The 20,259-nt window shown below is 72.0% G+C and carries 19 protein-coding genes and 1 tRNA gene; 16 read left to right on the forward strand and 4 right to left on the reverse strand.

All coding sequences use genetic code 11. The annotated features are described in order from the left end of the window. Positions 1-14 precede the first annotated feature (14 nt). The 4 genes from ACZ7GJ_RS19525 (at position 15) to ACZ7GJ_RS19540 (ending at position 3,780) form a co-directional block, all read left to right on the forward strand. Entirely contained in the window at positions 15-920 is a 906-nt protein-coding gene (locus tag ACZ7GJ_RS19525; RefSeq protein WP_470753222.1) for a LysR family transcriptional regulator, read from the forward strand. 90 nt (positions 921-1,010) lie between these two features. Beyond that, positions 1,011-1,568, forward strand: coding sequence for a cysteine dioxygenase family protein (locus tag ACZ7GJ_RS19530; RefSeq protein ID WP_470753223.1), 558 nt, complete (start codon positions 1,011-1,013; stop codon positions 1,566-1,568). Next, complete coding sequence (locus tag ACZ7GJ_RS19535) at positions 1,568-2,614, forward strand: YeiH family protein (protein WP_470753224.1); 1,047 nt, start codon at positions 1,568-1,570, stop codon at positions 2,612-2,614. Before ACZ7GJ_RS19530 ends, ACZ7GJ_RS19535 begins: the two co-directional genes overlap by 1 nt. 173 nt (positions 2,615-2,787) lie before the next feature. Next, positions 2,788-3,780, forward strand: coding sequence for a trypsin-like serine peptidase (locus tag ACZ7GJ_RS19540; protein ID WP_470753226.1), 993 nt, complete (start codon positions 2,788-2,790; stop codon positions 3,778-3,780). Between the two features lie 58 nt (positions 3,781-3,838). On the opposite strand, the gene ACZ7GJ_RS19545 is transcribed toward ACZ7GJ_RS19540, so the two are convergent. Both ACZ7GJ_RS19545 and ACZ7GJ_RS19550 read right to left on the reverse strand, forming a co-directional pair. Next, a complete protein-coding gene (locus ACZ7GJ_RS19545; protein ID WP_470753228.1) occupies positions 3,839-5,662 on the reverse strand; it encodes an alpha/beta hydrolase in 1,824 nt (607 codons plus the stop codon). A gap of 5 nt (positions 5,663-5,667) precedes the next feature. Then, the gene (locus ACZ7GJ_RS19550; RefSeq protein WP_470753230.1) at positions 5,668-6,054 is read right to left on the reverse strand and encodes a hypothetical protein; all 387 of its coding nucleotides are present in this window, start codon (positions 6,052-6,054) and stop codon (positions 5,668-5,670) included. 127 nt (positions 6,055-6,181) lie between these two features. On the opposite strand from ACZ7GJ_RS19550, the gene ACZ7GJ_RS19555 reads away from it, so the two are divergent. The 12 genes from ACZ7GJ_RS19555 (at position 6,182) to ACZ7GJ_RS19610 (ending at position 16,223) form a co-directional block, all read left to right on the forward strand. Beyond that, a tRNA-Ser gene (locus ACZ7GJ_RS19555) sits at positions 6,182-6,268 on the forward strand. A 175-nt stretch (positions 6,269-6,443) separates the two neighbouring features. Beyond that, positions 6,444-6,863, forward strand: coding sequence for a hypothetical protein (locus tag ACZ7GJ_RS19560; protein ID WP_470753231.1), 420 nt, complete (start codon positions 6,444-6,446; stop codon positions 6,861-6,863). A 131-nt stretch (positions 6,864-6,994) separates the two neighbouring features. Then, positions 6,995-7,519, forward strand: a complete 525-nt coding sequence (locus ACZ7GJ_RS19565) for an O-acetyl-ADP-ribose deacetylase (RefSeq protein ID WP_470753232.1) — start codon at positions 6,995-6,997, stop codon at positions 7,517-7,519. Between the two features lie 122 nt (positions 7,520-7,641). After that, complete coding sequence (locus tag ACZ7GJ_RS19570; protein ID WP_470753235.1) at positions 7,642-8,031, forward strand: DUF6344 domain-containing protein; 390 nt, start codon at positions 7,642-7,644, stop codon at positions 8,029-8,031. A 493-nt stretch (positions 8,032-8,524) separates the two neighbouring features. Continuing rightward, entirely contained in the window at positions 8,525-8,836 is a 312-nt protein-coding gene (locus ACZ7GJ_RS19575) for a hypothetical protein (RefSeq protein ID WP_470753236.1), read from the forward strand. Positions 8,837-8,996: 160 nt separating this feature from the next. After that, positions 8,997-10,157: an acyl-CoA dehydrogenase family protein gene (locus tag ACZ7GJ_RS19580; RefSeq protein WP_470753364.1), complete on the forward strand. Its 1,161-nt coding sequence runs from the start codon at positions 8,997-8,999 to the stop codon at positions 10,155-10,157. Continuing rightward, positions 10,154-11,128: a bifunctional MaoC family dehydratase N-terminal/OB-fold nucleic acid binding domain-containing protein gene (locus tag ACZ7GJ_RS19585; protein ID WP_470753238.1), complete on the forward strand. Its 975-nt coding sequence runs from the start codon at positions 10,154-10,156 to the stop codon at positions 11,126-11,128. The genes ACZ7GJ_RS19580 and ACZ7GJ_RS19585 overlap by 4 nt, the downstream gene beginning before the upstream one ends. Further along, a complete protein-coding gene (locus tag ACZ7GJ_RS19590) occupies positions 11,128-12,165 on the forward strand; it encodes an acyl-CoA dehydrogenase family protein (RefSeq protein WP_470753240.1) in 1,038 nt (345 codons plus the stop codon). The genes ACZ7GJ_RS19585 and ACZ7GJ_RS19590 overlap by 1 nt, the downstream gene beginning before the upstream one ends. A gap of 3 nt (positions 12,166-12,168) precedes the next feature. Continuing rightward, complete coding sequence (locus ACZ7GJ_RS19595; RefSeq protein WP_470753241.1) at positions 12,169-12,558, forward strand: MaoC family dehydratase; 390 nt, start codon at positions 12,169-12,171, stop codon at positions 12,556-12,558. Then, entirely contained in the window at positions 12,555-13,721 is a 1,167-nt protein-coding gene (locus ACZ7GJ_RS19600) for a lipid-transfer protein (RefSeq protein WP_470753243.1), read from the forward strand. Before ACZ7GJ_RS19595 ends, ACZ7GJ_RS19600 begins: the two co-directional genes overlap by 4 nt. Before the next feature lie 174 nt (positions 13,722-13,895). After that, on the forward strand, positions 13,896-14,429 hold the full coding sequence (locus ACZ7GJ_RS19605) for a SigE family RNA polymerase sigma factor (RefSeq protein ID WP_365924378.1): 534 nt from the start codon (positions 13,896-13,898) through the stop codon (positions 14,427-14,429). Positions 14,430-14,573: 144 nt separating this feature from the next. Beyond that, positions 14,574-16,223 (forward strand): long-chain fatty acid--CoA ligase, encoded by a 1,650-nt coding sequence (locus ACZ7GJ_RS19610; RefSeq protein ID WP_470753246.1) that lies wholly within the window; start codon positions 14,574-14,576, stop codon positions 16,221-16,223. Between the two features lie 4 nt (positions 16,224-16,227). Here ACZ7GJ_RS19610 and ACZ7GJ_RS19615 read toward each other — a convergent pair whose 3' ends face one another. Together ACZ7GJ_RS19615 and ACZ7GJ_RS19620 are read right to left on the reverse strand one after the other, a co-directional pair. Next, the gene (locus ACZ7GJ_RS19615; protein ID WP_470753248.1) at positions 16,228-16,803 is read right to left on the reverse strand and encodes an antibiotic biosynthesis monooxygenase; all 576 of its coding nucleotides are present in this window, start codon (positions 16,801-16,803) and stop codon (positions 16,228-16,230) included. Between the two features lie 13 nt (positions 16,804-16,816). Next, complete coding sequence (locus ACZ7GJ_RS19620) at positions 16,817-20,176, reverse strand: response regulator (protein WP_470753251.1); 3,360 nt, start codon at positions 20,174-20,176, stop codon at positions 16,817-16,819. Positions 20,177-20,259: the final 83 nt, after the last annotated feature.

The raw sequence follows: 20,259 nt of genomic DNA on the forward strand, positions 1-20,259 counted from the left end.
CTTATGCTTCACGGGTGTTCGATTCGCGGCACATCCGGACTTTCCACGAGGTGGTCGCCTCGGGGTCCTACTCGGCGGCCGCACGCGTCCTGGGGTACACCCAGCCGGCCATCACCCAGCAGATGAAGGCGCTCGAACGCGCTGTCGGCACCCCGCTGTTCACCCGCGTCGGCCGCAGGATGCAGCTGACCGAGGCCGGCCGGTCCCTGGCCCGCCACGCCGAGTCCATCCTCGGCAGCCTCTCCGCCGCCGAGGCCCAGCTCAAGGCCTATGCCCGCCTACGCACCGGCCGGGTCCGGCTCTGCGGCTTCCCCAGCGCCAACGTCACCCTCGTCCCCGAAGCCCTGAGCGCCCTGGCCAAGGACCACCCGGGCATCCAGGTGGAACTGCTGGAGGGGGAGCCCCCGGATTCGCTCCGCCGGCTGGAGCGCGGGGAGTGCGACATCACCCTGGCCTTCACCTATCCGGGGCTGCACGAGGAGGTCCCAGACGAGGTCGCCGAGGTCAAGCTGCTGGAGGACCAGCTGACGGTGCTCCTGCCGACCGGGCACCCGCTGGCCCGGCGGCGGGCCGTGCACCTCGCGGACCTGGCCGAGGAGCGGTGGATCGCGGGCTGTCCGCGCTGCCGGGCGAACCTGCTGCACGAGTGCGCGGAACTGGGCTTCGTACCCGACATCCGCTTCGCCACCGACGACAACCTCGTGGTGCAGAGCCTGGTCGCACAGGGCCTGGGCGTAGCCATGATGCCCGCGCTGGTCCTGCCCTCGCTGTCGCTGAGCCGGGTGTGCGGACGGCCCCTCCAGCCCGCCTCCCGCCGGCATATCGCCGCCTACGTCTACCGCGACCATCTGCGGATACCGGCGACCGCCGTGGTGCTGGACGTACTGAAACAGGTGGCGGCGAACCGGGTCGGCTGCTGAGCAGCGTCCCACCAACACATAAGCCGAGCTTGGGAAATCCGGTCAGAACTGTCGTTGGACGTGATGGATCAACGGCAGGACGCTGCCCATATGACCACCACCACGCCGGCCCGTACGACCGCGAGGATGGCCGCCCTCGTCAGTGAGATCCGCACGGTAGTGGACCGGGGGCTGGCCCCCGACCTGACCGCCTACCTGGTCGGCGAGCGCCTCGCGCCGCATCTGGGTGCGCCCGACCTCCTGACCGAGGCGCAGCAGGAGGGGGCCGCGGACCGCTACCGGCAGCACATCCTGCACGCCGAGTCCGACGGCAGCTTCTCGCTGGTCGCGCTGGTGTGGCTGCCCGGGCAGGAGACCTGCATCCACGACCACGTGTCCTGGTGCGTGGCCGGGGTGCACCAGGGCGAGGAGAGCGAACGGCGCTACCGGCTCGCGCCCGGTGCGGCATCCGCCCGGCTGGTCGCCACCGAGGATGTGGTCAACGCCCAGGGCGAGGTCTGCGGATTCGCCCCGCCCGGAGACATACACAAGGTGCGCAACTCCTGTCGCACCAAGGCGATATCCATCCACGTCTACGGAGCCGACGTCTCCCGGCTCGGCACCAGCATCCGGCGCGTCTACACCCACCCCGTCGACAGCTGCGACTGATGGCTCTCCTCAACCGCCCGCAGGGCGCGTCGGTCCGGCATGTTTCACGTGAAACATCGTCCCAGTGGCCCGGGTTGGCGCTGGCGGCCGCGGGCGTCCTCGTTGCCTGGTGCGTGCACCGGCTGGTCCCGGCCGTGCCGATGCTGACGGCATCGGTGCTGCTGGGCATCACCGTGGCCCATGTCCCGCGTCTACGGGTCTTCGTACGGGGAACCGCCCGCCCGGGGCTCTCCCTGGCCGGGCGGCGGCTGATGCGGATCGGCATCGTCCTGCTGGGTCTCGCGCTCGGCCTGGACCAGGTGCTCGAACTGGGCTGGGCCACGGTGGCGATGGTGGCGGTGGTGGTCGCGGCCACCTTCCTCGGCACGCTCTGGCTGGGCCGCAGGCTCGGACTCCCCGGGGATCAGCCGCTGTTGATCGCCACCGGGTACTCGATCTGCGGAGCCTCTGCCATCGGGGCGGTGAGCGAGGTGTCCGGGAGCGACGAGGAGGACGTGGCCTCTTCGGTCGCACTGGTCACCCTGTGCGGGACACTCGCCATAGCGGTGCTGCCCCTGCTGCAAGGGCCGCTCGGACTCTCGGACCCGGCCTTCGGACGCTGGGTGGGCGCGAGCGTCCACGACGTCGGCCAGGTGGTGGCCACCGCCCAGACCGCTGGGCCGGGCGCGCTCGGCGAGGCGGTGCTGGTCAAGCTGATGCGGGTGGCGCTGCTGGCCCCGCTGGTCGCCGCGGTGGCCTTCTCCGTACGGGCCCGGCGGCGCGGGGTGCGCACGGCCTCGGGACGCCGGCCGGCTCCGGTGCCGCTGTTCGTGGCCGGGTTCCTGGCGGCGGCCGCGGTGCGGGCGACCGGGGTACTGCCCGACGTGGCGCTGGAGTGGTCGCACACCGCACAGGAGGTGCTGCTCGGGGCGGCCCTGTTCGGCCTCGGCAGCGCCGTGCACCTGCCCACACTGGCCCGGACCGGCGGCCGTGCCGCGGTACTGGGGCTGGGCGCCTGGGCGGTGGTGGCCGGCGTCTCGTACGCGGGAGTGCTGCTGACCGTATGACCGGGGGACGGAGGGGAGTTGGCCAAATCCTGGCCTGAACCGACCGAACGTTCCGACCGGCTCCTGACATCTGCTCCCGCGCGTGCCACTCTGCTGCCGATCCGCACCGACAGCTCTTCACCCCCACCCTGTCCGAGTCCGACGGGACCCGGGCACGGCAGAAGGAGTCATGCGTGAATCGTCATCGCACGGCAGCATCGGTCCTCCTGGCGGCGGGCGCCCTGATCGCAGGCGCGCTGACAGCGGCCGGCCCCGCGGCGGCCGCCCCCTCCTCCGACACCCCGGCGTCGTTCAAGCAGCAGCACACGCAGGGCTTCTGGACGGCCGAGCGGATGCGCGGAGCCGCCCCGCTCGACGTCACGGCGGCCCCGGGGACGCTGCGTACGACAGCCCCGGTGACGGTGGCGGCCCCCACGAAGATCCCGCCGACGGCAGCGTCCGCGTCGGCGTCGTCGGTGGGATCTCCTGCCGCGGCCCCCACGGCGTTCCCGCAGGCGGGCGGCGCCTGGACGGGCGGCGGGGCGGTGGTGAAGACCTCCGGCCGGGTCTTCTTCACCATGGGTGACAGGACGGCGTCGTGTTCCGGCGACTCCGTGACCAGTGCCAACGGCAGCACGGTGATCACCGCCGGGCACTGCGTGAAGTACCAGGGCGCCTGGCACACCAACTGGGTCTTCGTCCCCGCCTACAACAACGGGAACGCGCCCTACGGCCAGTGGTCGGCCACGAAGACCCTCGCGACCGACCAGTGGGCGGCGAGCGAGGACATGAACATGGACGTCGGCCTCGCCGTCGTCGCCCCGCTGAACGGCCAGAAGCTCAGCCAGGTCGTCGGTGCACAGGGCATCGCGTTCAACGGCGGCTACAACAAGAAGATGTACTCCTTCGGCTTCCCCGCGGCGGCGCCCTACGACGGCACCAAGCTCGTCTACTGCAGCGGCAACAGCGGCAAGGACTTCCTGCTGACCAAGGACCACAGCCTGGCCTGCAACATGACCGGCGGCTCCAGCGGCGGCCCCTGGTTCCAGGACTTCAACGAGGCCACGGGCCTGGGCACCCAGGTCTCGGTGAACAGCTTCGGCTACACGTTCCTGCCGAACCGCATGTACGGCCCGTACTTCGGCAACGAGGCGAAGGCGGCGTACGACAAGGCGCAGATCTCCTGACTCCGGACCACGGGCCGGCGGGGCGGCGTATCCACGCCGCCCCGCCGGCTGTCGGCGGCTACCGCAGCGGGATCCTCGGCACGCGTTCGGGATGCCCGGCCACGATGGCGGCGATGTGGTCCCCGGATTCCTGGTTGTCGCCCTCCTCGGTGGTGAAGTAGTCGCTGTGCCCGATGGGGCCGGTCGGGAACCGTTCGGCGTCGAACGCCTTGCTGGCCGGATCCTTGCCGAACCAGACGTCGTCGTTGCCCAGGTCGAAGACGTCCCTGCCCAGGTCGACTCCGAATTCGGCGGCCTCCCGTCCGGCCTGCGGTCCGAAGATCGGGGCCACCACCACGGCACCCGCTACGCCCAGGACCCCCGAGAGCCGTGACTCGTCCTGCGAGGGGAGGTCGGTGATCACGTCCTTGTCCGAGGCCCCGACGAACACGTGCTCCTTGTCGATCCGCAGGTCCCCGGCATGCTCCAGACCCACGCCGGGACTGCCCACCAGGACGATGTTGTCGACGTACGGGATGCCGCCGGGGCGCAGCTGGCTCGCTTCGCCGATGACCAGCGTTCCGTACGAATGCCCGATGGCCGTGATGTTGGGGCCCGCGTAGGTATTGGTGGCGCCGATGCCCTCCATGAAGGAGTTGAGGGCCGGAGCCCCCTGCTCGGCCAGCTCGGTGCCGGTAATGGCGCTCGCGGCCGACCACGAGGGACCGCGGACCTGTGGGGTGTCGTAGCCCAGCCAGGCGATGGTGGAGGTGGTGGTGTTCGGGTCCACGCCGGCCGCCTCCACGGCGATCTGCTTGGCGCGGTTCAGGTCTCCGCTCGCGAAGCTCGTGTCCAGCCGGGTATTGGTGCCGGGCACGTACACGCCGATGTTCTGGGAGGTGTCGGGGTTGTTGAAGGCGACGGCCGCCCGCCCGTTGCCCTCCGCGCTGACGGCCAGCAGGAACATCGGCGGCTCCGCACCCTCGTTCAGCTTCTGCTGGATCCTGAGCAGGCCATCGATCTTGGTTGCCGCGTTGGGGTCCCAGCCGCTGGTTTGCAGCTTGGCGATGAGGATCGGCAGGTAGGCGCGGTTCGCCTCGTCGCGTGCGGCGGACGGGATGCCGTCGAGGTTGCCGACGATCTCCGGGTAGAGCGCGAGGTACTGGTTGCGCTGCTCCTGGGTGAGCTTGTCCCACCAGACCCGGCGTTCGTTGGGGGACTTGCCCTGGGGGATGTCGTCCCGCAGGACGTCATTGGCCGCGAGCCGCAGGAACCACTGGTCTCCCGCCACGTCCTGCCAGGTGCTCTGGTTGATGTCGAGGCCGCTCTCTGCCTTGAGATTGCGCATCGAGCCCGCGTACATCCGGTCGGCGGCGCTCGCGGTCTCCAGTGCCCGGGCTATGCGGTCGGCGATCTCGCGGGCCTTCAGCGCGTACGGGTTCTTCGCGTCCATGCCCAGCGGAATCTCGCCGAAGAGGCCCTTGGTCTTCTTTCCCTCGCGGACGCCCGAGGGTCTTGGTTCGGCACCGGGCTCGGTGGGAGTGTAGGCGGGATAGCTGACGCTGCCGTCGTCGTGCACGCTCAGACAGTCGGCCTGTGCCTCCTGCAGTGCCTGCGTCAGCTGTTTCTGGGGCCCGGTCAGTTCTTCGACCAGGCCGTTCAGGGCAGCCTGGACGAGGCCTGCCTCGGTGTGGACGTACTGGAAGTTGTTCCGCAACCGGTCCAGCTGCCTGTACGCCCCCTTCGCGGCCTCGCTCCGCTGCGTGTCGCGGAGCGGGTTGATCATCCGTGCGGACACCTCGTCCCGGGCCGCACGTGCCCGGTTGCTGACCTCGGCCCATCCCTGGGCCGCTTCGGTGAGCTCCGACAGGCGCAGATCCCGTAAATCAGGCAGGGACACCATCGCGGTCAGCCGTCCTTCCGGTGCTCGATCCGGCGGAACTGACGGCCGATCGTGTTGTCGAGCTCGCCCTGTGCCTGGGCGACGCCCTTGAGGATGGCGGAGAGGCCCGAGCATTCGCCGCGTACGGCCTTGATCCGTTCCTCCCAGGAGGCCTTCACCCCGTCGAGGGCGATCACCGTAGCCAGCCCGCGGGCGCCGGCGGCCACTCCCTCGTGGGAGGCCGCGAGCTTGGCCAGACCCGCGTCCATGCTCACTTGGAGGTCGGATGCGACGAGCGCGGCGACCGTCCAGGGCCCCGCGCTGTGCTGGAGTACTTCGCCCCCTGGCAGAGGCTCGGCCGGGGCCGCCCCCGGGGCGACTTGCTGCCATTTCTCCGGAAGTTCCTTCGCCATACGGCGGTCCACCCCTCATCGAACGCAGGTTCAGGCGTGCGCACGGAAGCTACCGACAAAGTTCCACCTGCGGACCGAAATCGCCAGACTCCGGCCACCCGCCGCGGCCGGTACTCTGTACCGGCCAGGTGGGTTGCCCGAGCGGCCTAAGGGAACGGTCTTGAAAACCGTCGTGGCAGCGATGTCACCGTGGGTTCAAATCCCACACCCACCGCCGCAGGCCGGCGCGTGAGCGCTGGTCGGAAGGGGCGTCCCGGAACTGGGGGCGCCCCTTCGTCGTCGGTCCGTCCGCCCCCGAGCGTGGCGCGGCCGGATCGGGGTAGGTCCTGGGGCGGCGGGCCCCACCAGAATTGCGCTGGGGTCATCACGCCTCCAGGAGGCTGCGTACGATGCTTCGCAATCACCCGTACTTCCAGAATCTGATCTCCCTGGAACTCCCGGCCGAGGACTATGTGATTTTCGGGAGCGGCCCCCTCCTGGCGCACGGCATCAGACGGGAGGTCGGAGACCTCGACGTCGTGGTGCGCGGCGCCGCCTGGGAGCGCGCCAGGAATTTCGGAACACCCCGGGAAGCCCCGCTCGGATGGGCGCAGCACATCGTCCTGTTCGACGGATCGATCGAGATCCTGAACGGGTGGTTCGACTACTCGGTGGACGCGTTGATCCTGGATGCCGAGGTATTCGAAGGCGTGCGGTTCGCGCCCCTGGAGAAGGTGCTCGAGTGGAAATCCGGATTCGTGGCCACCGGTCGTGGGCGCGACAAGGATCTGCGTGACATCGCGCTCATGAGGGAGTTCCTGAACGGCTGATCGCGCCGCCGGCCGAGGCCGGGCGTATCTCCGTTGCCGCCGGGCCGGTTCACGGCGATGGTGGCAGGTGCCGACGGCAGAAGCCGGCGAAGGCGGAGAAGGCGGAGAAGGCAGCGAAGGGATCCGAGGTCATGCGCATCGTTCTCGTGCAGGGGGACATCACGGCGGAGCGGGCGGACGCGTTGGTCAATGCCGCGAATTCCTCGCTGCTCGGCGGCGGGGGAGTCGACGGGGCCATCCACCGTCGGGGCGGGCCGGAGATCCTCGCCGCATGCGAGGACCTGCGCCGCTCCCACTACGGCAAGGGCCTCCCGACGGGCCGGGCCGTCGCCACCACGGCCGGCCGGCTTCAGGCGGAGCACGTGATCCACACGGTCGGTCCCGTCTGGTCCCGGGACGAGGACCGCTCCGGGCTGCTGGCCTCCTGCTACCGGGAATCCCTGCGGGTCGCCGACGGGCTGGGGGCCCGTACGGTCGCGTTCCCGGCGATCTCCACCGGGGTCTACGGGTGGCCCATGGACGACGGCGCGCGGATCGCGGTGGAGACCGTACGGGCGGCCCGTACCCAGGTGGAGGAGGTGCGGTTCGTGCTCTTCGACGCGGTGGCGTACGCGGCCTTCGAGGCCGTACTTGGGGGCTCTGAAGGTTCGGTTTAGCCTCTTTGGGTGGTGTTTGTCGGAAGATCGGCGCGCGTGGTGGGGGCGGTGCGGTTGCGGTCGCATCATGACGAATGTATTCAGATCCGCCCGTCGGAACATCGCGAAATGAGGGACCCGTCATGGCTCACCGCAGCACCATCATGTCGATCTGGACCAGCGTCCTCGCCGCGCTCGTGGCCCTCTTCGCCGGCCTCGGCTTCGGCGCCAAGGCCGCTCCGGCCGCCTCCCCCGCCGCTTCCGTCGGCGCCGACGGCACCGTCGCCCCCGCCGTGCGCCGGCCGGCGGTGATGGCCCGGCGGACCTGGCGGGCGATGATGCGGGGCGGTTCGCTCCCGCCCACCATCAAGCAGCGCATCCGCGCCGAGGCCCACGGCAAGACCCCGTCCGTCCGCCGCTCGACCACCGCCGCCGCCCTCGCCACCGACTCCTGCAGCACCCTTGATGCCGAGGTCGCCTCCGCCATCGGTGCCCGAGCCGCCGCCCGCCGGGAGATGGCGCTCGCCGCGTAGATCCGCGTACGTACGACAGCAGCAACGGCAGGAACAACAGGCGCTGGAGCCCGGTCGACGTCATGACCGCGGATCGCGCCGCGAGGGTGCCCCGAGAGCGGGGCACGGACGGATCACCCCGGCGGACGCCGGGGGCGCGCAGGGGGCGCGAAGCTTGGCATTGCAGGGCCGCAGGCCCGGGAGACGGTGGGGTTCCCGGACGGCGCGGCCCTTTTCGGCATGTCCGGGGCGGATGGGTTTGGCGGAACGGTTCAGCTCATGCGTGGCAGGAGTTCCGTCAGGGGCAGGGGTGCTGAACTGGGGCGTAGGGGGCGCGAACCGGGTTTATCCGATGTTGGTCATGCTTGCGGGGGAATCGCAGACTCCGGGGTGGTTCGCCGGGGATTCGGTGGGCAACTCTGGAATCGCGACGTCGTCACCACACGGAACGACCGAGGCGGTCGGCCAACTGCCTTGGAGCAAACCCCACTTCGGTTTTCTGGAGGATCAAGACATGGCAAGCATCCGTACCGCCCGCGTCATCGCCGCTGTCGCCGCTCTCCCCCTCGCCGTCGCCCTGTTCGGCGGGGTGGCGTCGGCCGACAACGGCTCCTTCGCGAACGACGGATCGAATGCGAGCGTCGCCAGCATCATCGGCAGCGGCGTGGGTGGCAGCAACCACGGCAACTCCTCCACTTCGCAGCAGGTTGCCACCGGCTCCGGTGCGTCCAACCAGAACAACACTGCGCAGGTCAACGGCTCGGCCCTCACGGCGATCGAGCAGCACAACTCCACCGTGGCGGTGAACTTCTACCCCTGGTGGTAGCCGCGGCCTGAGCCGCTCACTGTGATGAGGGCGCCTGTGCGACCGGACCGGCTGGGGTCCGGTAACGCAGGCGCCCTCGCGCGTTCCGGCCTTGACATCCAACAGGAATCTGACGGACAGTCAGCTCCACTTGACGATGCGATGCCGGGAGGCCAGCGCCGTGCACCTCGCCCCGACCGAAGGCCAGTTGCGGCTGCGCGCCGAACTGCGGGAGTACTTCCAGGATCTGCTGCCCGAGGGGGTCCCCGAGGATCCGGCCGCGCAGCGCGCGCTGCTGCGCCGCATCGGCGCCGACGGACTGCTCGGGCTGGGCTGGCCCGCCGAGTACGGCGGCCAAGGCCGGGGCCCCGACGAGCAGTTCGTGTTCTTCGACGAGGCCTACCGGGCCGGAGCGCCCGTCTCCATGGTCACCCTGAACACCGTCGGTCCGACGCTCATGAAGTACGGGACCCAGGAGCAGAAGGACTTCTTCCTCCCCCGGATCCTCCGAGGGGAGATCGTCTTCGCCATCGGGTACTCGGAGCCCGAGGCCGGCACCGACCTCGCCTCGCTGCGCACCCGTGCCGTCCGCGAGGGCGGGCCCAACGGCGACTGGGTCGTCGACGGGCAGAAGATCTTCACCTCGAACGCCCAGAACGCCGACTGGATCTGGCTCGCCTGCCGCACCGACCCCGAGGCCCCGAAGCACAAGGGCATATCCATCATCCTGGTGCCCACCGACGCCCCCGGCTTCGCCTGGACCCCGATCGACACCGTCGGCGGGCTCACCACCACGGCCACGTACTACGACTCCATCCGCGTGCCCGCCGGCAACCTCGTCGGCCCCGAGCACGGCGGCTGGGGCCTGATCACGAACCAGCTCAACCACGAGCGCGTCGCCCTCGCCGCCATCGGCATGCAGGCCGAGGACTTCTACGCCCACGCGCTCCGCCACGCCCGCACCCCCGATCCGGCCACCGGCGAGCGCCCCGCGGACCGGCCCTGGGTGCAAGCCAGGCTGGCCGAGGCGCACGCGCGCCTTGCGGCCGTACGCCTGCTCAACTGGCGCCTCGTACAGGACGTCGGCGGCGGAACCCTGGCACCCGGGGACGCGAGCGGCGTGAAGTTCCTGGGCACCGAGTCCACCGTCGAGGTGTACCGGATCTGCCAGGAGGTGGTGGGAGAGGAAGCCCTCGTCAGGGGGCCCGCCGCCTTCGCGGGCGGCGAGCTGGAGCGGATGAACCGGGCCGCGCAGATCAACACCTTCGGCGGTGGGGTCAGCGAGGTCCAGCGGGAGATCGTCGCCATGATGCGGCTCGGTATGAAGGGGAGGAAGCGATGACCGCGCACGCGCAGGCCGGGCAGGCCGGACCGACCGGGCAAGCCGCACCGACGGCGGAAGCCGACGGGGCAGCCCGGTTCCACGAACTGCTCAAGGCCTTCGAAGGGCGGCCCGCCGCCACCGCGGGCCGGGCCAAGGACGCCGTCAACGAGCCGATGATCCGCCACTGGTGCGAGGCGATGGGCGACACCAACCCCGCCTACACCGGGCCGCAGGCCATCGCCCCGCCCACCATGCTCCAGGCCTGGACGATGGGCGGACTCTCCGGCCACACCGACCGCTCCCCCGCCTACGAGGACCTCTTCGCGCTCCTCGACGGCGCCGGCTACACCTCCGTGGTCGCCACCGACTGCGAGCAGGAGTACCTGCGTCCGCTGCGCCCCGGCGACGCCGTCACCTTCGACGCCGTCATCGAGTCCGTGTCGGCCCGCAAGACGACCAAGCTCGGCACCGGCCACTTCGTCACCACCCGCATGGACGTCCGCGCGGACGGCGAACTCGCCGGGACCCACCGCTTCCGGATCCTGAAGTTCGCGCCCGCCGCCAAGCGGGAGAAGAAGCCCAAGGCCCAGGCCCAGCGCCCTCGTCCCGTGGTCAACCGCGACAACCAGGGGTTCTGGGACGGGGTTCGGGAGCACAAGCTGCTCATCCAGCGCTGCACCGACTGTGAGACCCTCCGCTTCCCCTGGCTGCCCGGCTGCAACGCCTGCGCGAGCCTGCGCTGGGACACCGTCGAGGCGAGCGGCTCGGGCACGGTCTTCAGCTACGTCGTCATGCACCACCCGCCCTTCCCGGCCTTCGACCCGCCGTACGCGGTGGCCCTGGTCGAACTCGCCGAGGGCGTCCGGATGGTCACGAACATCACCGGAGTCCCGTACGACAAGGTCCGCATCGGGCTGCCCGTGCAACTGGAGTTCCTGCGCGTGGACGAGGAACTGGAACTGCCCGTCTTCCGGGGAAGTGAGGGCTGATGGACTTCCACCCCACCGAGGAGCAGGCCGCCGCGGCCGGGCTCGCCGCCCGGATCTTCGGAGACCTGGCCACCCACGAACGCCTCGCCGCCGCGGGCACCGGCAGCGACGCCGAACTGTGGAAGGCCCTCTCCGCCGCCGGTCTGATCGCCGCCGTCGAGGACATCGGCCTGCTCGGCCTGGTGCTGCTGCTGGAGGAGCAGGGGCGCACCACCGCACAGGTCCCGTACGCCGCCACCTGCGTCTACGGCGTCCTCGCGGTGGCCCGGCACGGCACCGCCGAGCAGCGGGCCCGCCTGCTCCCCGCACTCGGTACGGGCGAGGCCGTCGCCACCGGCGCCTTCCCGGCCCGCGGCCGGATCACCGCCACGGCGGGCCGGCTCAGCGGCACCGCCCCGGCCGTGCCCTGGCTGCGCGAGGCCACGCACGTATTGGTCCCGGACGCGGACGGGGCCCTGTGGCTCGTACGGACCGACGCGCCCGGCGTGCGGGTCTCGCCGGTGGACACCACCGCGCCCTGGGCGGCCGGAGGGCTCACCCTGACCGGCGCCGAGGCCGAGCGGATCGGGGGCGGGGAGGGCGAGGGGCACGCCTACGCCGACATCCTCGCCGTCGCGCGCACCGCCTTCGCCGGACTCCAGGCGGGCGTCTGCGCGGGCTCGCTCGCCCGCGCCGTGGAGTACACGTCCACCCGCGAGCAGTTCGGCCGGCCGCTCTCCACCAACCAGGGGGTCATGCTGCGCGCGGCCGACGCGTACATGGACACCGAGGCGATCCGGGTCACGACGTACGAGGCGGCCTGGCGCATCGACCAGGGGTTCGCGGCGCGGGAACACGCGCTGACGGCGGCCTGGTGGGCCTCCGAGGCGGGCAAACGGGTCGTGCACGCCGGCCAGCACCTGCACGGCGGGATGGGCGCGGACCTGGACCACCCGGTACACCGGCATTTCCTGTGGGGGCGTCAGCTCGACGCCTACCTGGGCTGCGGCAGCGAGCTGCTGTCCGAACTGGGTGCCGTACTGGCGCAGGAGGGCTGAGCGATGAGGGTCGGCGACACGCTGCCGCCGCTGGAAATACCGATCACCCGCACGCTGATCGTCGCGGGTGCGATCGCCTCCCGCGACTACCAGGACGTGCACCACGACGCGGAACTCGCGCGGGAGAAGGGCTCCCCGGACATCTTCATGAACATCCTGACCACCAACGGCCTGGTCGGCCGGTACATCACCGACCGACTCGGCCCGTACGCCGTTCTGCGCAAGGTGGCCATCCGCCTGGGCGCCCCGAACTACCCGGGCGACACCATGACCCTCACCGGCACCGTCACCGCCCTCGAAGGGGACACCGCCGAGGTCCGCGTCGTCGGCGCCAACGGCATCGGCCACCACGTCACGGGCACCGTGACCGTCACCCTGGGGGCCGCGGGATGAGCGTCCGCATCCGGGACGACCTCGGCGGCCGCGCCGCCATCGCCGGCATCGGCGCGACCGAGTTCTCCAAGGACTCCGGCCGCAGCGAGCTCACGCTCGCCGTCGAGGCGGTGCACGCCGCCCTCGACGACGCCGGGCTCACGCCCGCCGACGTGGACGGCATGGTCACCTTCACGATGGACACCAGCCCCGAGATCACCGTGGCCCAGGCCGCCGGCATCGGGGACCTCTCCTTCTTCTCGCGCATCCACTACGGAGGCGGCGCGGCCTGCGCCACCGTCCAGCAGGCCGCCCTCGCCGTCGCCACCGGGGTCGCGGAGGTCGTGGTCTGCTACCGCGCCTTCAACGAGCGCTCGGGCCGCCGCTTCGGCTCCGGCGTCCAGCAGCGCGAGCCCTCGGCGGAGGGCGCGGCACTGGGCTGGTCCCTGCCGTGGGGGCTGCTCACCCCGGCCTCCTGGGTGGCGATGACCGCCCAGCGCTACCTGCACACGTACAACCTGACCCCGGAGGCTTTCGGCCACGTCGCGGTCACCGACCGGCGGCACGCCGCGAACAACCCCGCCGCCTATTTCCACGGCAAGCCGATCACCCTCGCCGACCACGCCGCCTCGCGCTGGATCGTGGAGCCGCTGCGGCTGCTGGACTGCTGCCAGGAGACCGACGGCGGGCAGGCCGTCGTGGTCACCACCACCGAGCGGGCCCGGGACCTGCGGCAGGCACCCGCCGTGATCACCGCCGCCGCGCAGGGCGCGGGCCGCCGCCAGGAGGGCATGACCTCCTTCTACCGCGACGACCTCACCGGGCTGCCGGAGATGGACGTGGTCGCGCGCCAGCTGTGGCGGACCAGCGGCCTGCGGCCCTCGGACATCGACGTCGGCATCCTCTACGACCACTTCACGCCCTTCGTCCTGATGCAGCTGGAGGAGTTCGGCTTCTGCAAGCCGGGCGAGGCCGCCGACTTCGTCGCCGCGGACGCGCTGCCGCTCAACACGCACGGCGGGCAGCTCGGGGAGGCGTACCTGCACGGCATGAACGGCATCGCCGAGGCCGTCCGCCAGCTCCGCGGCACCTCCGTGAACCAGGTCGCGGGAGCGGGGCACGTACTGGTCACCGCCGGCACGGGCGTCCCGACCTCCGGCCTGATCCTCGGCGCGGACGCCTGACCCCCGGAGCGGCCGCCTGATGCCTGGCGCGGACGCCCGGCCCCGGTGACGCCGAAGCCCCGCCTCCTCCACCTTCAGGAGGTGGGGCCAGCCCTACTCCTACAACCTGAGATGGACACGGCTTCGGCACTTGCGGCCGATCCCAGGGCGGGCGGCCGCTCCTAGCGTGGAGGCATGACCACGCCTGTGTGCACGCTCGCCTCGAACCCGACGCCGTACCCGTCGTTCTCGGCGTACGTACGGACCCGCGGCACGGTCCTGATGCGCACCGCGCGCTCGCTCACCGCCAACCCGTGCGATGCCGAGGACCTCCTGCAGACGGCCCTGGCCAAGACGTACGTCGCCTGGGACCGCATCGAGGACCACCGGGCCCTGGACGGCTACGTCCGGCGGGCCCTGGTCAACACCCGCACCTCCCAGTGGCGCAAGCGCAAGGTCGACGAGTTCGCCTGCGACGAGCTCCCGGAGAGCGAGGCGCCGCCGTCCGCCGACCCCGCGGAGTCCCAGGCCCTGCGGGACGCGATGTGGCGAGCGGTGACCCGGCTGCCCGACCGGCAGCGCGCGATGGTCGTCCTGCGCTACTACGAGGACCTGAGTGAGGCCCAGACCGCGGAGCTGCTCGGGGTCTCCATCGGCACGGTCAAGAGCGCCGTCTCCCGCGCGATGGTCAAGCTCCGCGAGGACCCGGAACTCACCCTCGTCCGCTGAGCCCTCCGGCCGCTCCGGCGATGTTTCACGTGAAACATCCGCGGCCGTTTGTACCCCCGGGTAGTGACATGCCGACCGGTACGTGCGCAGAATCGGCAGCATCCGTAGCCGCCGCAGCGCCGCAGCGCTCACCGGGAGGACGCTTTGCTGAGCACCATGCAGGACGTACCGCTTCTCGTTTCCCGCATACTCCAGCACGGGATGACGATCCACGGGAAGTCCCAGGTCACGACCTGGACCGGGGAAGCCGAGCCGCACCGCCGCAGCTTCGCCGAGGTCGGTATCCGCGCCACCCGCCTCGCGAACGCCCTGCGCGACGAGCTCGGGGTCCAGCAGGGCGACCGCGTGGCCACCCTGATGTGGAACAACGCCGAGCACGTCGAGGCGTACTTCGCGATCCCCTCCATGGGCGCCGTTCTGCACACCCTCAACCTGCGGCTGCCTCCCGAGCAACTGGTCTTCGTCGTGAACCACGCCGTCGACCGGGTCGTGCTGGTCAACGGCACCCTGCTGCCGCTGCTCGTGCCGCTGCTGCCGCACCTGCCGACCGTCGAGCACGTCGTGGTCGCGGGCATCGGTGACCGCTCCGCGCTCGACGGCCTCGACGTGCGCGTGCACGAGTACGAGGAACTCCTCGCGGGCCGCCCCGACACCTACGCCTGGCCCGAGCTGGACGAGCGCGAGGCCGCGGCCATGTGCTACACCTCCGGCACCACCGGGGACCCCAAGGGCGTCGTCTACTCCCACCGCTCGATCTACCTGCACTCCATGCAGGTCAACATGACCGAGTCGATGGGGCTGACGGACCGCGACACCACCCTCGTCGTCGTCCCGCAGTTCCACGTCAACGCCTGGGGTCTGCCGCACGCCACCTTCATGACCGGCATCAACATGCTGATGCCGGACCGGTTCCTGCAGCCCGCCCCGCTGGCGGAGATGATCGAGCGGGAGAAGCCCACGCACGCGGCTGCCGTCCCCACCATCTGGCAGGGACTGCTGGCCGAGGTCACGGCCAACCCGCGCGACCTCAGCTCGATGAAGCAGGTCACCATCGGTGGCTCCGCCTGCCCGCCCTCCCTCATGGAGGCGTACGACAAGCTGGGCGTGCGGGTCTGCCACGCATGGGGCATGACCGAGACCTCCCCGCTCGGCACCATGGCGCACCCGCCGGCCGGGCTGAGCGCCGAGGAGGAGTGGCCGTACCGCCTCACCCAGGGCCGGTTCCCGGCGGGCGTGGAGCCGCGGCTGGTCGGCCCGGCGGGCGACGTACTGCCCTGGGACGGAGAGTCGGCGGGCGAGCTGGAGGTGCGCGGCACCTGGATCGCCGGCTCCTACTACGGCGGCGCGGCCGGCGAGCCCCTGCGCCCCGAGGACAAGTTCAGCGCCGACGGCTGGCTCAAGACCGGGGACGTCGGCGTCATCAGCCCCGACGGCTACCTCACCCTCACCGACCGGGCCAAGGACGTCATCAAGTCCGGCGGCGAGTGGATCTCCAGTGTCGAGCTGGAGAACGCGCTCATGGCCCACCCCGAGGTCGCCGAGGCGGCGGTCGTCGCCGTCCCCGACGACAAGTGGGGCGAGCGGCCGCTGGCCACCGTCGTACTCAAGGAGGGCGCGACTGTGGACTACGAAGGGCTGCGCGCCTTCCTCGGCCAGGCCATCGCCAAGTGGCAGCTCCCGGAGCGGTGGACGGTCGTGGACGCCGTTCCGAAGACGAGCGTCGGCAAGTTCGACAAGAAGGTGATCCGCAAGCAGTACGCGGACGGCGTGCTGGCCGTGACCAAGCTGGACTGACCGCTCAGCCCTTCGTGAGCCATGGCCGCAGCAGCCTGCTGACGGCGGGCATGGCCACGTAGGTCATCAGGGTGCTGAAGACGACGGCGAAGGCCGCCGTGCGCAGCACGAAGTGCAGATCCACCAGGTACGGCCCGAGCACCGCGTTGCCGGCCAGCGAGATCGGGAAGATGGCCAGCCCCGAGCTGATCGCCATCTTCCACCGCGGCGGCGCGGGCCGGGTCGTACCCGGCTTGGCGAACCAGGTCTCCATGCCGTGCAGTTCACGCCGGGCTATCTCGGTGTGGTGGTGGCCCTGGCAGTTGGCGAAGAACTCGGCCCGCTCGGCGGAGTCCTGCCACCGCTGGAACGCGGCCTGGTTGCGGAAGCGGTGGACCAGGAACCACGGCGCGCCCTCGGTGGCGGGCCGGAAGAACCCGTACCCGAGGTGGTCCGGGAAGGTGGCGGCGGTCTCCAGGATCCCCCGCGCCCACGTCTCGAAGGCCTCCTCGTAGCCCGGCTCCACCTGCCGGGCGATCAGGAGGCTGACCTCGCCGTTGTCGGCGGGGACGGTCTGCTCGGTCGTGTCGGTGATGGCCATCGGGCCAGGATTACTAGTTGGTGCCGATCTTGGCCAGCAGGTCCACGATGCGGCCCTGCACCTCATCGGTGGTGGCCCGCTCGGCGAGGAAGAGCACGCTCTCGCCCGAGGCCAGCCGCGGCAGTTCGGCGGGGTCGATGCCCGTGGCCGTGTAGACCACCAGCGGAGTGCGGTTCAGCTGCCCGTTTGCACGCAGCCAGTCGACGATCCCCGCCCGGCGCCGGCGTACCTGCATCAGGTCCATGACCACCAGGTTGGGCCGCATCCGGGTCGCCAGTTCCACGGCGTCCGTATCGGCGCCGGCCCGCGCGACCTGCAGGCCGCGCCGCTCCAGGGCGGCCGTCAGCGCGGTGGCGATCTCGTCGTGCTCCTCGATCAGCAGGACCCGCGAGGGGTGCTGCTCGCTGTCGCGGGGCGCGAGCGCCTTGAGCAGGACGGCCGGATCGGCCCCGTACGCGGCTTCGCGCGTGGCGTGCCCCAGACCGGCCGTGACCAGGACGGGGACCTCGGCGGCCACCGCGGCCTGGCGCAGGGACTGGAGCGCGGTCCGGGTGATCGGCCCGGTCAGCGGGTCCACGAACAGCGCGGCGGGGAACGCGGCGATCTGTGCGTCCACCTCCTCGCGGGAGTGCACGATCACCGGGCGGTAGCCGCGGTCGCTGAGGGCCTGCTGCGTCTGGACATCGGGCGCGGGCCACACCAGGAGCCGGCGCGGGTTGTCCAGCGGCTCCGGAGGCAGCTCGTCGTCCACCGGACGCGGTACGGGCCGGTTGACGACCTCCACGGCGCCTCCAGGGCCGTCCAGCGGCTCGGGGCCCTCGTCGGAGCCCGCCTCGGGGGCTCCTATGGCGAAGGCGCGGCCCTGGGGCGCGGGTTCCGAGAGCCGGCGCCGACGGCCGGAGCCGCTGGCGTCGACCGAGATGCCCTGGCCCAGGGTGCCGAGGGCGCGCACGCTGATCGGCTGCGCGGCCTCCGACGGGTTGTCCTGCGGCTGCCGGGCCCCGGGCACCGCGACCTGCCCGGAGGCGTCGTCGTCCTCGGGAGCGGTACGGGCCGCCGGAACCGGCCAGGCCGGGGTCGCGGGCAGCGCACGCCGCCGCCCTGTCGGGGGTACGGGTTCCTCCGCGCCCTCGGCCGACGGCTCGGCGGGGGCTTCGGTCCCGGCCGGCGAGCCCAGTACCCGCCGCCCGCGCCGCCCGCCCGGGGCTTCGGCTTCGGCCTCGGCGGGAGCGGCGGCCGGACCGGCCGTGGCGGGCGTCTGCGCGTCCGCCGGGGCGGGGGTGGGTCCCGCGGGCAGCGCGAAGCCGCCCTCGGGTGCGACGGGCCGCTGGGCGGCGGGTGCCGGGGGCGTCGCGGGGGCGGGGGCGGGCGTCGGGCCGAGCCCGGCCGCCGGCACCGGACCGCCCGGCTGCGCGGGCCCCGCGGCACCCAGGGCCCGCCGCCGGGCCGCGGGGTGCTCGGTCACCGGCACGGACGGCACCGGGGGCAGCGCGGGCATGCCGGTGCCCTGCGGCGGCACAGGCTGCCCGGGGCCGGCCGGGCCTGCCGGGCCGTTCTGACCGCCCGGGCCGCCCTGAGCGCCCGCGCCGCCTTCGTTGCCGTCGCCGGCCCGGCCGCGTCGGCGGCCGGTGCCCAGACCCGCCGGGTTCACCGGGGACTGCGCGAGTTCGGCGGGCCCGGTCGGCTCCGACCCGCCCTGGCCCGGTCCGGCCTCGCCCGCCCGGCGCCGCCCGGAGGGCAGCGCCAGCGCGGCCCCGCCGTCGGCGGGCCGGTCCGCGGCGCCGGCCTTGACCCTGGCCTCCTCGGCCTCGTCCTCCAGGAAGGCATCCACCCCGCGCCTGGCCCGTCGGCCGCCGGAGGTCTTGGCGCCCTCCTCGGCCGCCACGGGCTCCTTCGCGGGCTCGGGCAGGGTCACCGTCCCGGCGCCGGCCCCGAGGGGCAGCTCCAGCACGTACGCCCCGCCGGGCGCGCCCGGCACCTCCACCGTCTGCAGCACCCCGCCGTGCGCGGCCACGATGCCCCGCACGATGGGCTCGTGGACGGGGTTCCCGCCCTCGTACGGCCCGCGCACCTCGATCCGTACGACCTCACCGCGCTGCGCCGCGGCCACCACGATCGTCGAGTCGGCGTAGCCGCTGCCCTGGCGGGTCTTGCCGGTGGCGTCCACCCCGGCGACGTCCGCGACCAGGTGCGCGAGGGCGGTGGCGATCCGCTCCGCGTCGATCTCCGCCTCGATGGTCGGCGCGTGCACGGCGAACTGCGCACGGCCGGGCCCGATCAGCTCGACCGCGCCGTCGACACCGGCGGCCACGACCCCGTCGATCAGGACCTTCTTCTTGGCCAGCTTCTCGCTGCCCGCGTCCAGGCGCTGGAAGCCGAGCACGTTGTCCACCAGGGTGCTCATCCGGGAGTACCCCGCGGCCAGGTGGTGCAGCAGCTGGTTGGCCTCGGGCCACAGCTGCCCCGCGTCATCGGCGGCCAGCGTGGCCAGCTCCCCGCGCAGCTCCTCCAGGGGTCCGCGCAGGGACTCGCCGAGGACGGCCAGCAGCTGCGCGTGCCGCGCTGCCAGGGCGTCGTAGGGCCGTCGGTCGGTGAAGGTCATGACGGCGCCGACGAGCTGCTCCCCGTCCCGTACGGGCGAGGTGGTCAGGTCCACGGCGACCGGCTGCCCGGATTTGTTCCACAGCACCTGCCCGCGGACCCGGTGCTTGCGTCCGCTGCGCAGGGTGTCGGCGAGCGGGGACTCCTCGAAGGGGAACGGTGAACCGTCGGCCTTCGAGTGCTGGATCAGCCCGTGCAGCTCGCGGTTGCCGAGGTCGGTGGCGCGGTAGCCGAGGATCTGGGCGGCGGCCGGATTGACCAGCACCACCCGGCCGTCGGTGTCCGTGCCGACGACGCCCTCGGCGGCGGCGCGCAGGATCATCTCGGTCTGGCGCTGCGAGCGGGCCAGCTCGGCCTCGGTGTCCATGGTCTGCGAGAGGTCCCGTACGACGAGCATCAGCAGCTCGTCGCCGGTGTAGCCGGGCTGCGGCTCGCGGTAGGCGTCGCGGCCGTCGAGATGGGCGGCCGTGACCTCCACGGGGAATTCGCTGCCGTCGGTCCGGCGGGCGACCATCCGCTTGGGCCGGGCCCGGCCGCCCTCGTCCTCGCCGGGGCGGCGCATGGAACCGGGGATCAGCTTGGAGTCGAACTCGGGCAGCAGGTCGAGCACGCCGCGGCCGACGAGTCCCGTGCCGGGGCTCTCCATGACCTCAAGGGCGATCGAATTCGCGTTGACGACAGTGCCGTTGGCGTTGACGAGCAACAGCGCGTCAGGAAGAGCGTCGAGTATTGCTGCGAGGCGAGCAGCGCCTCGGGATGGCCTGCTGCTCACGACGAGCTTCCTCCCTGACCACAACTACCGGCATGTCACGGGAGGAGTCTAAGGGCACTGCCCCGCGGCGGGGTGGCGGATGT

Source organism: Streptomyces sp. NPDC037242 (assembly GCF_055604165.1).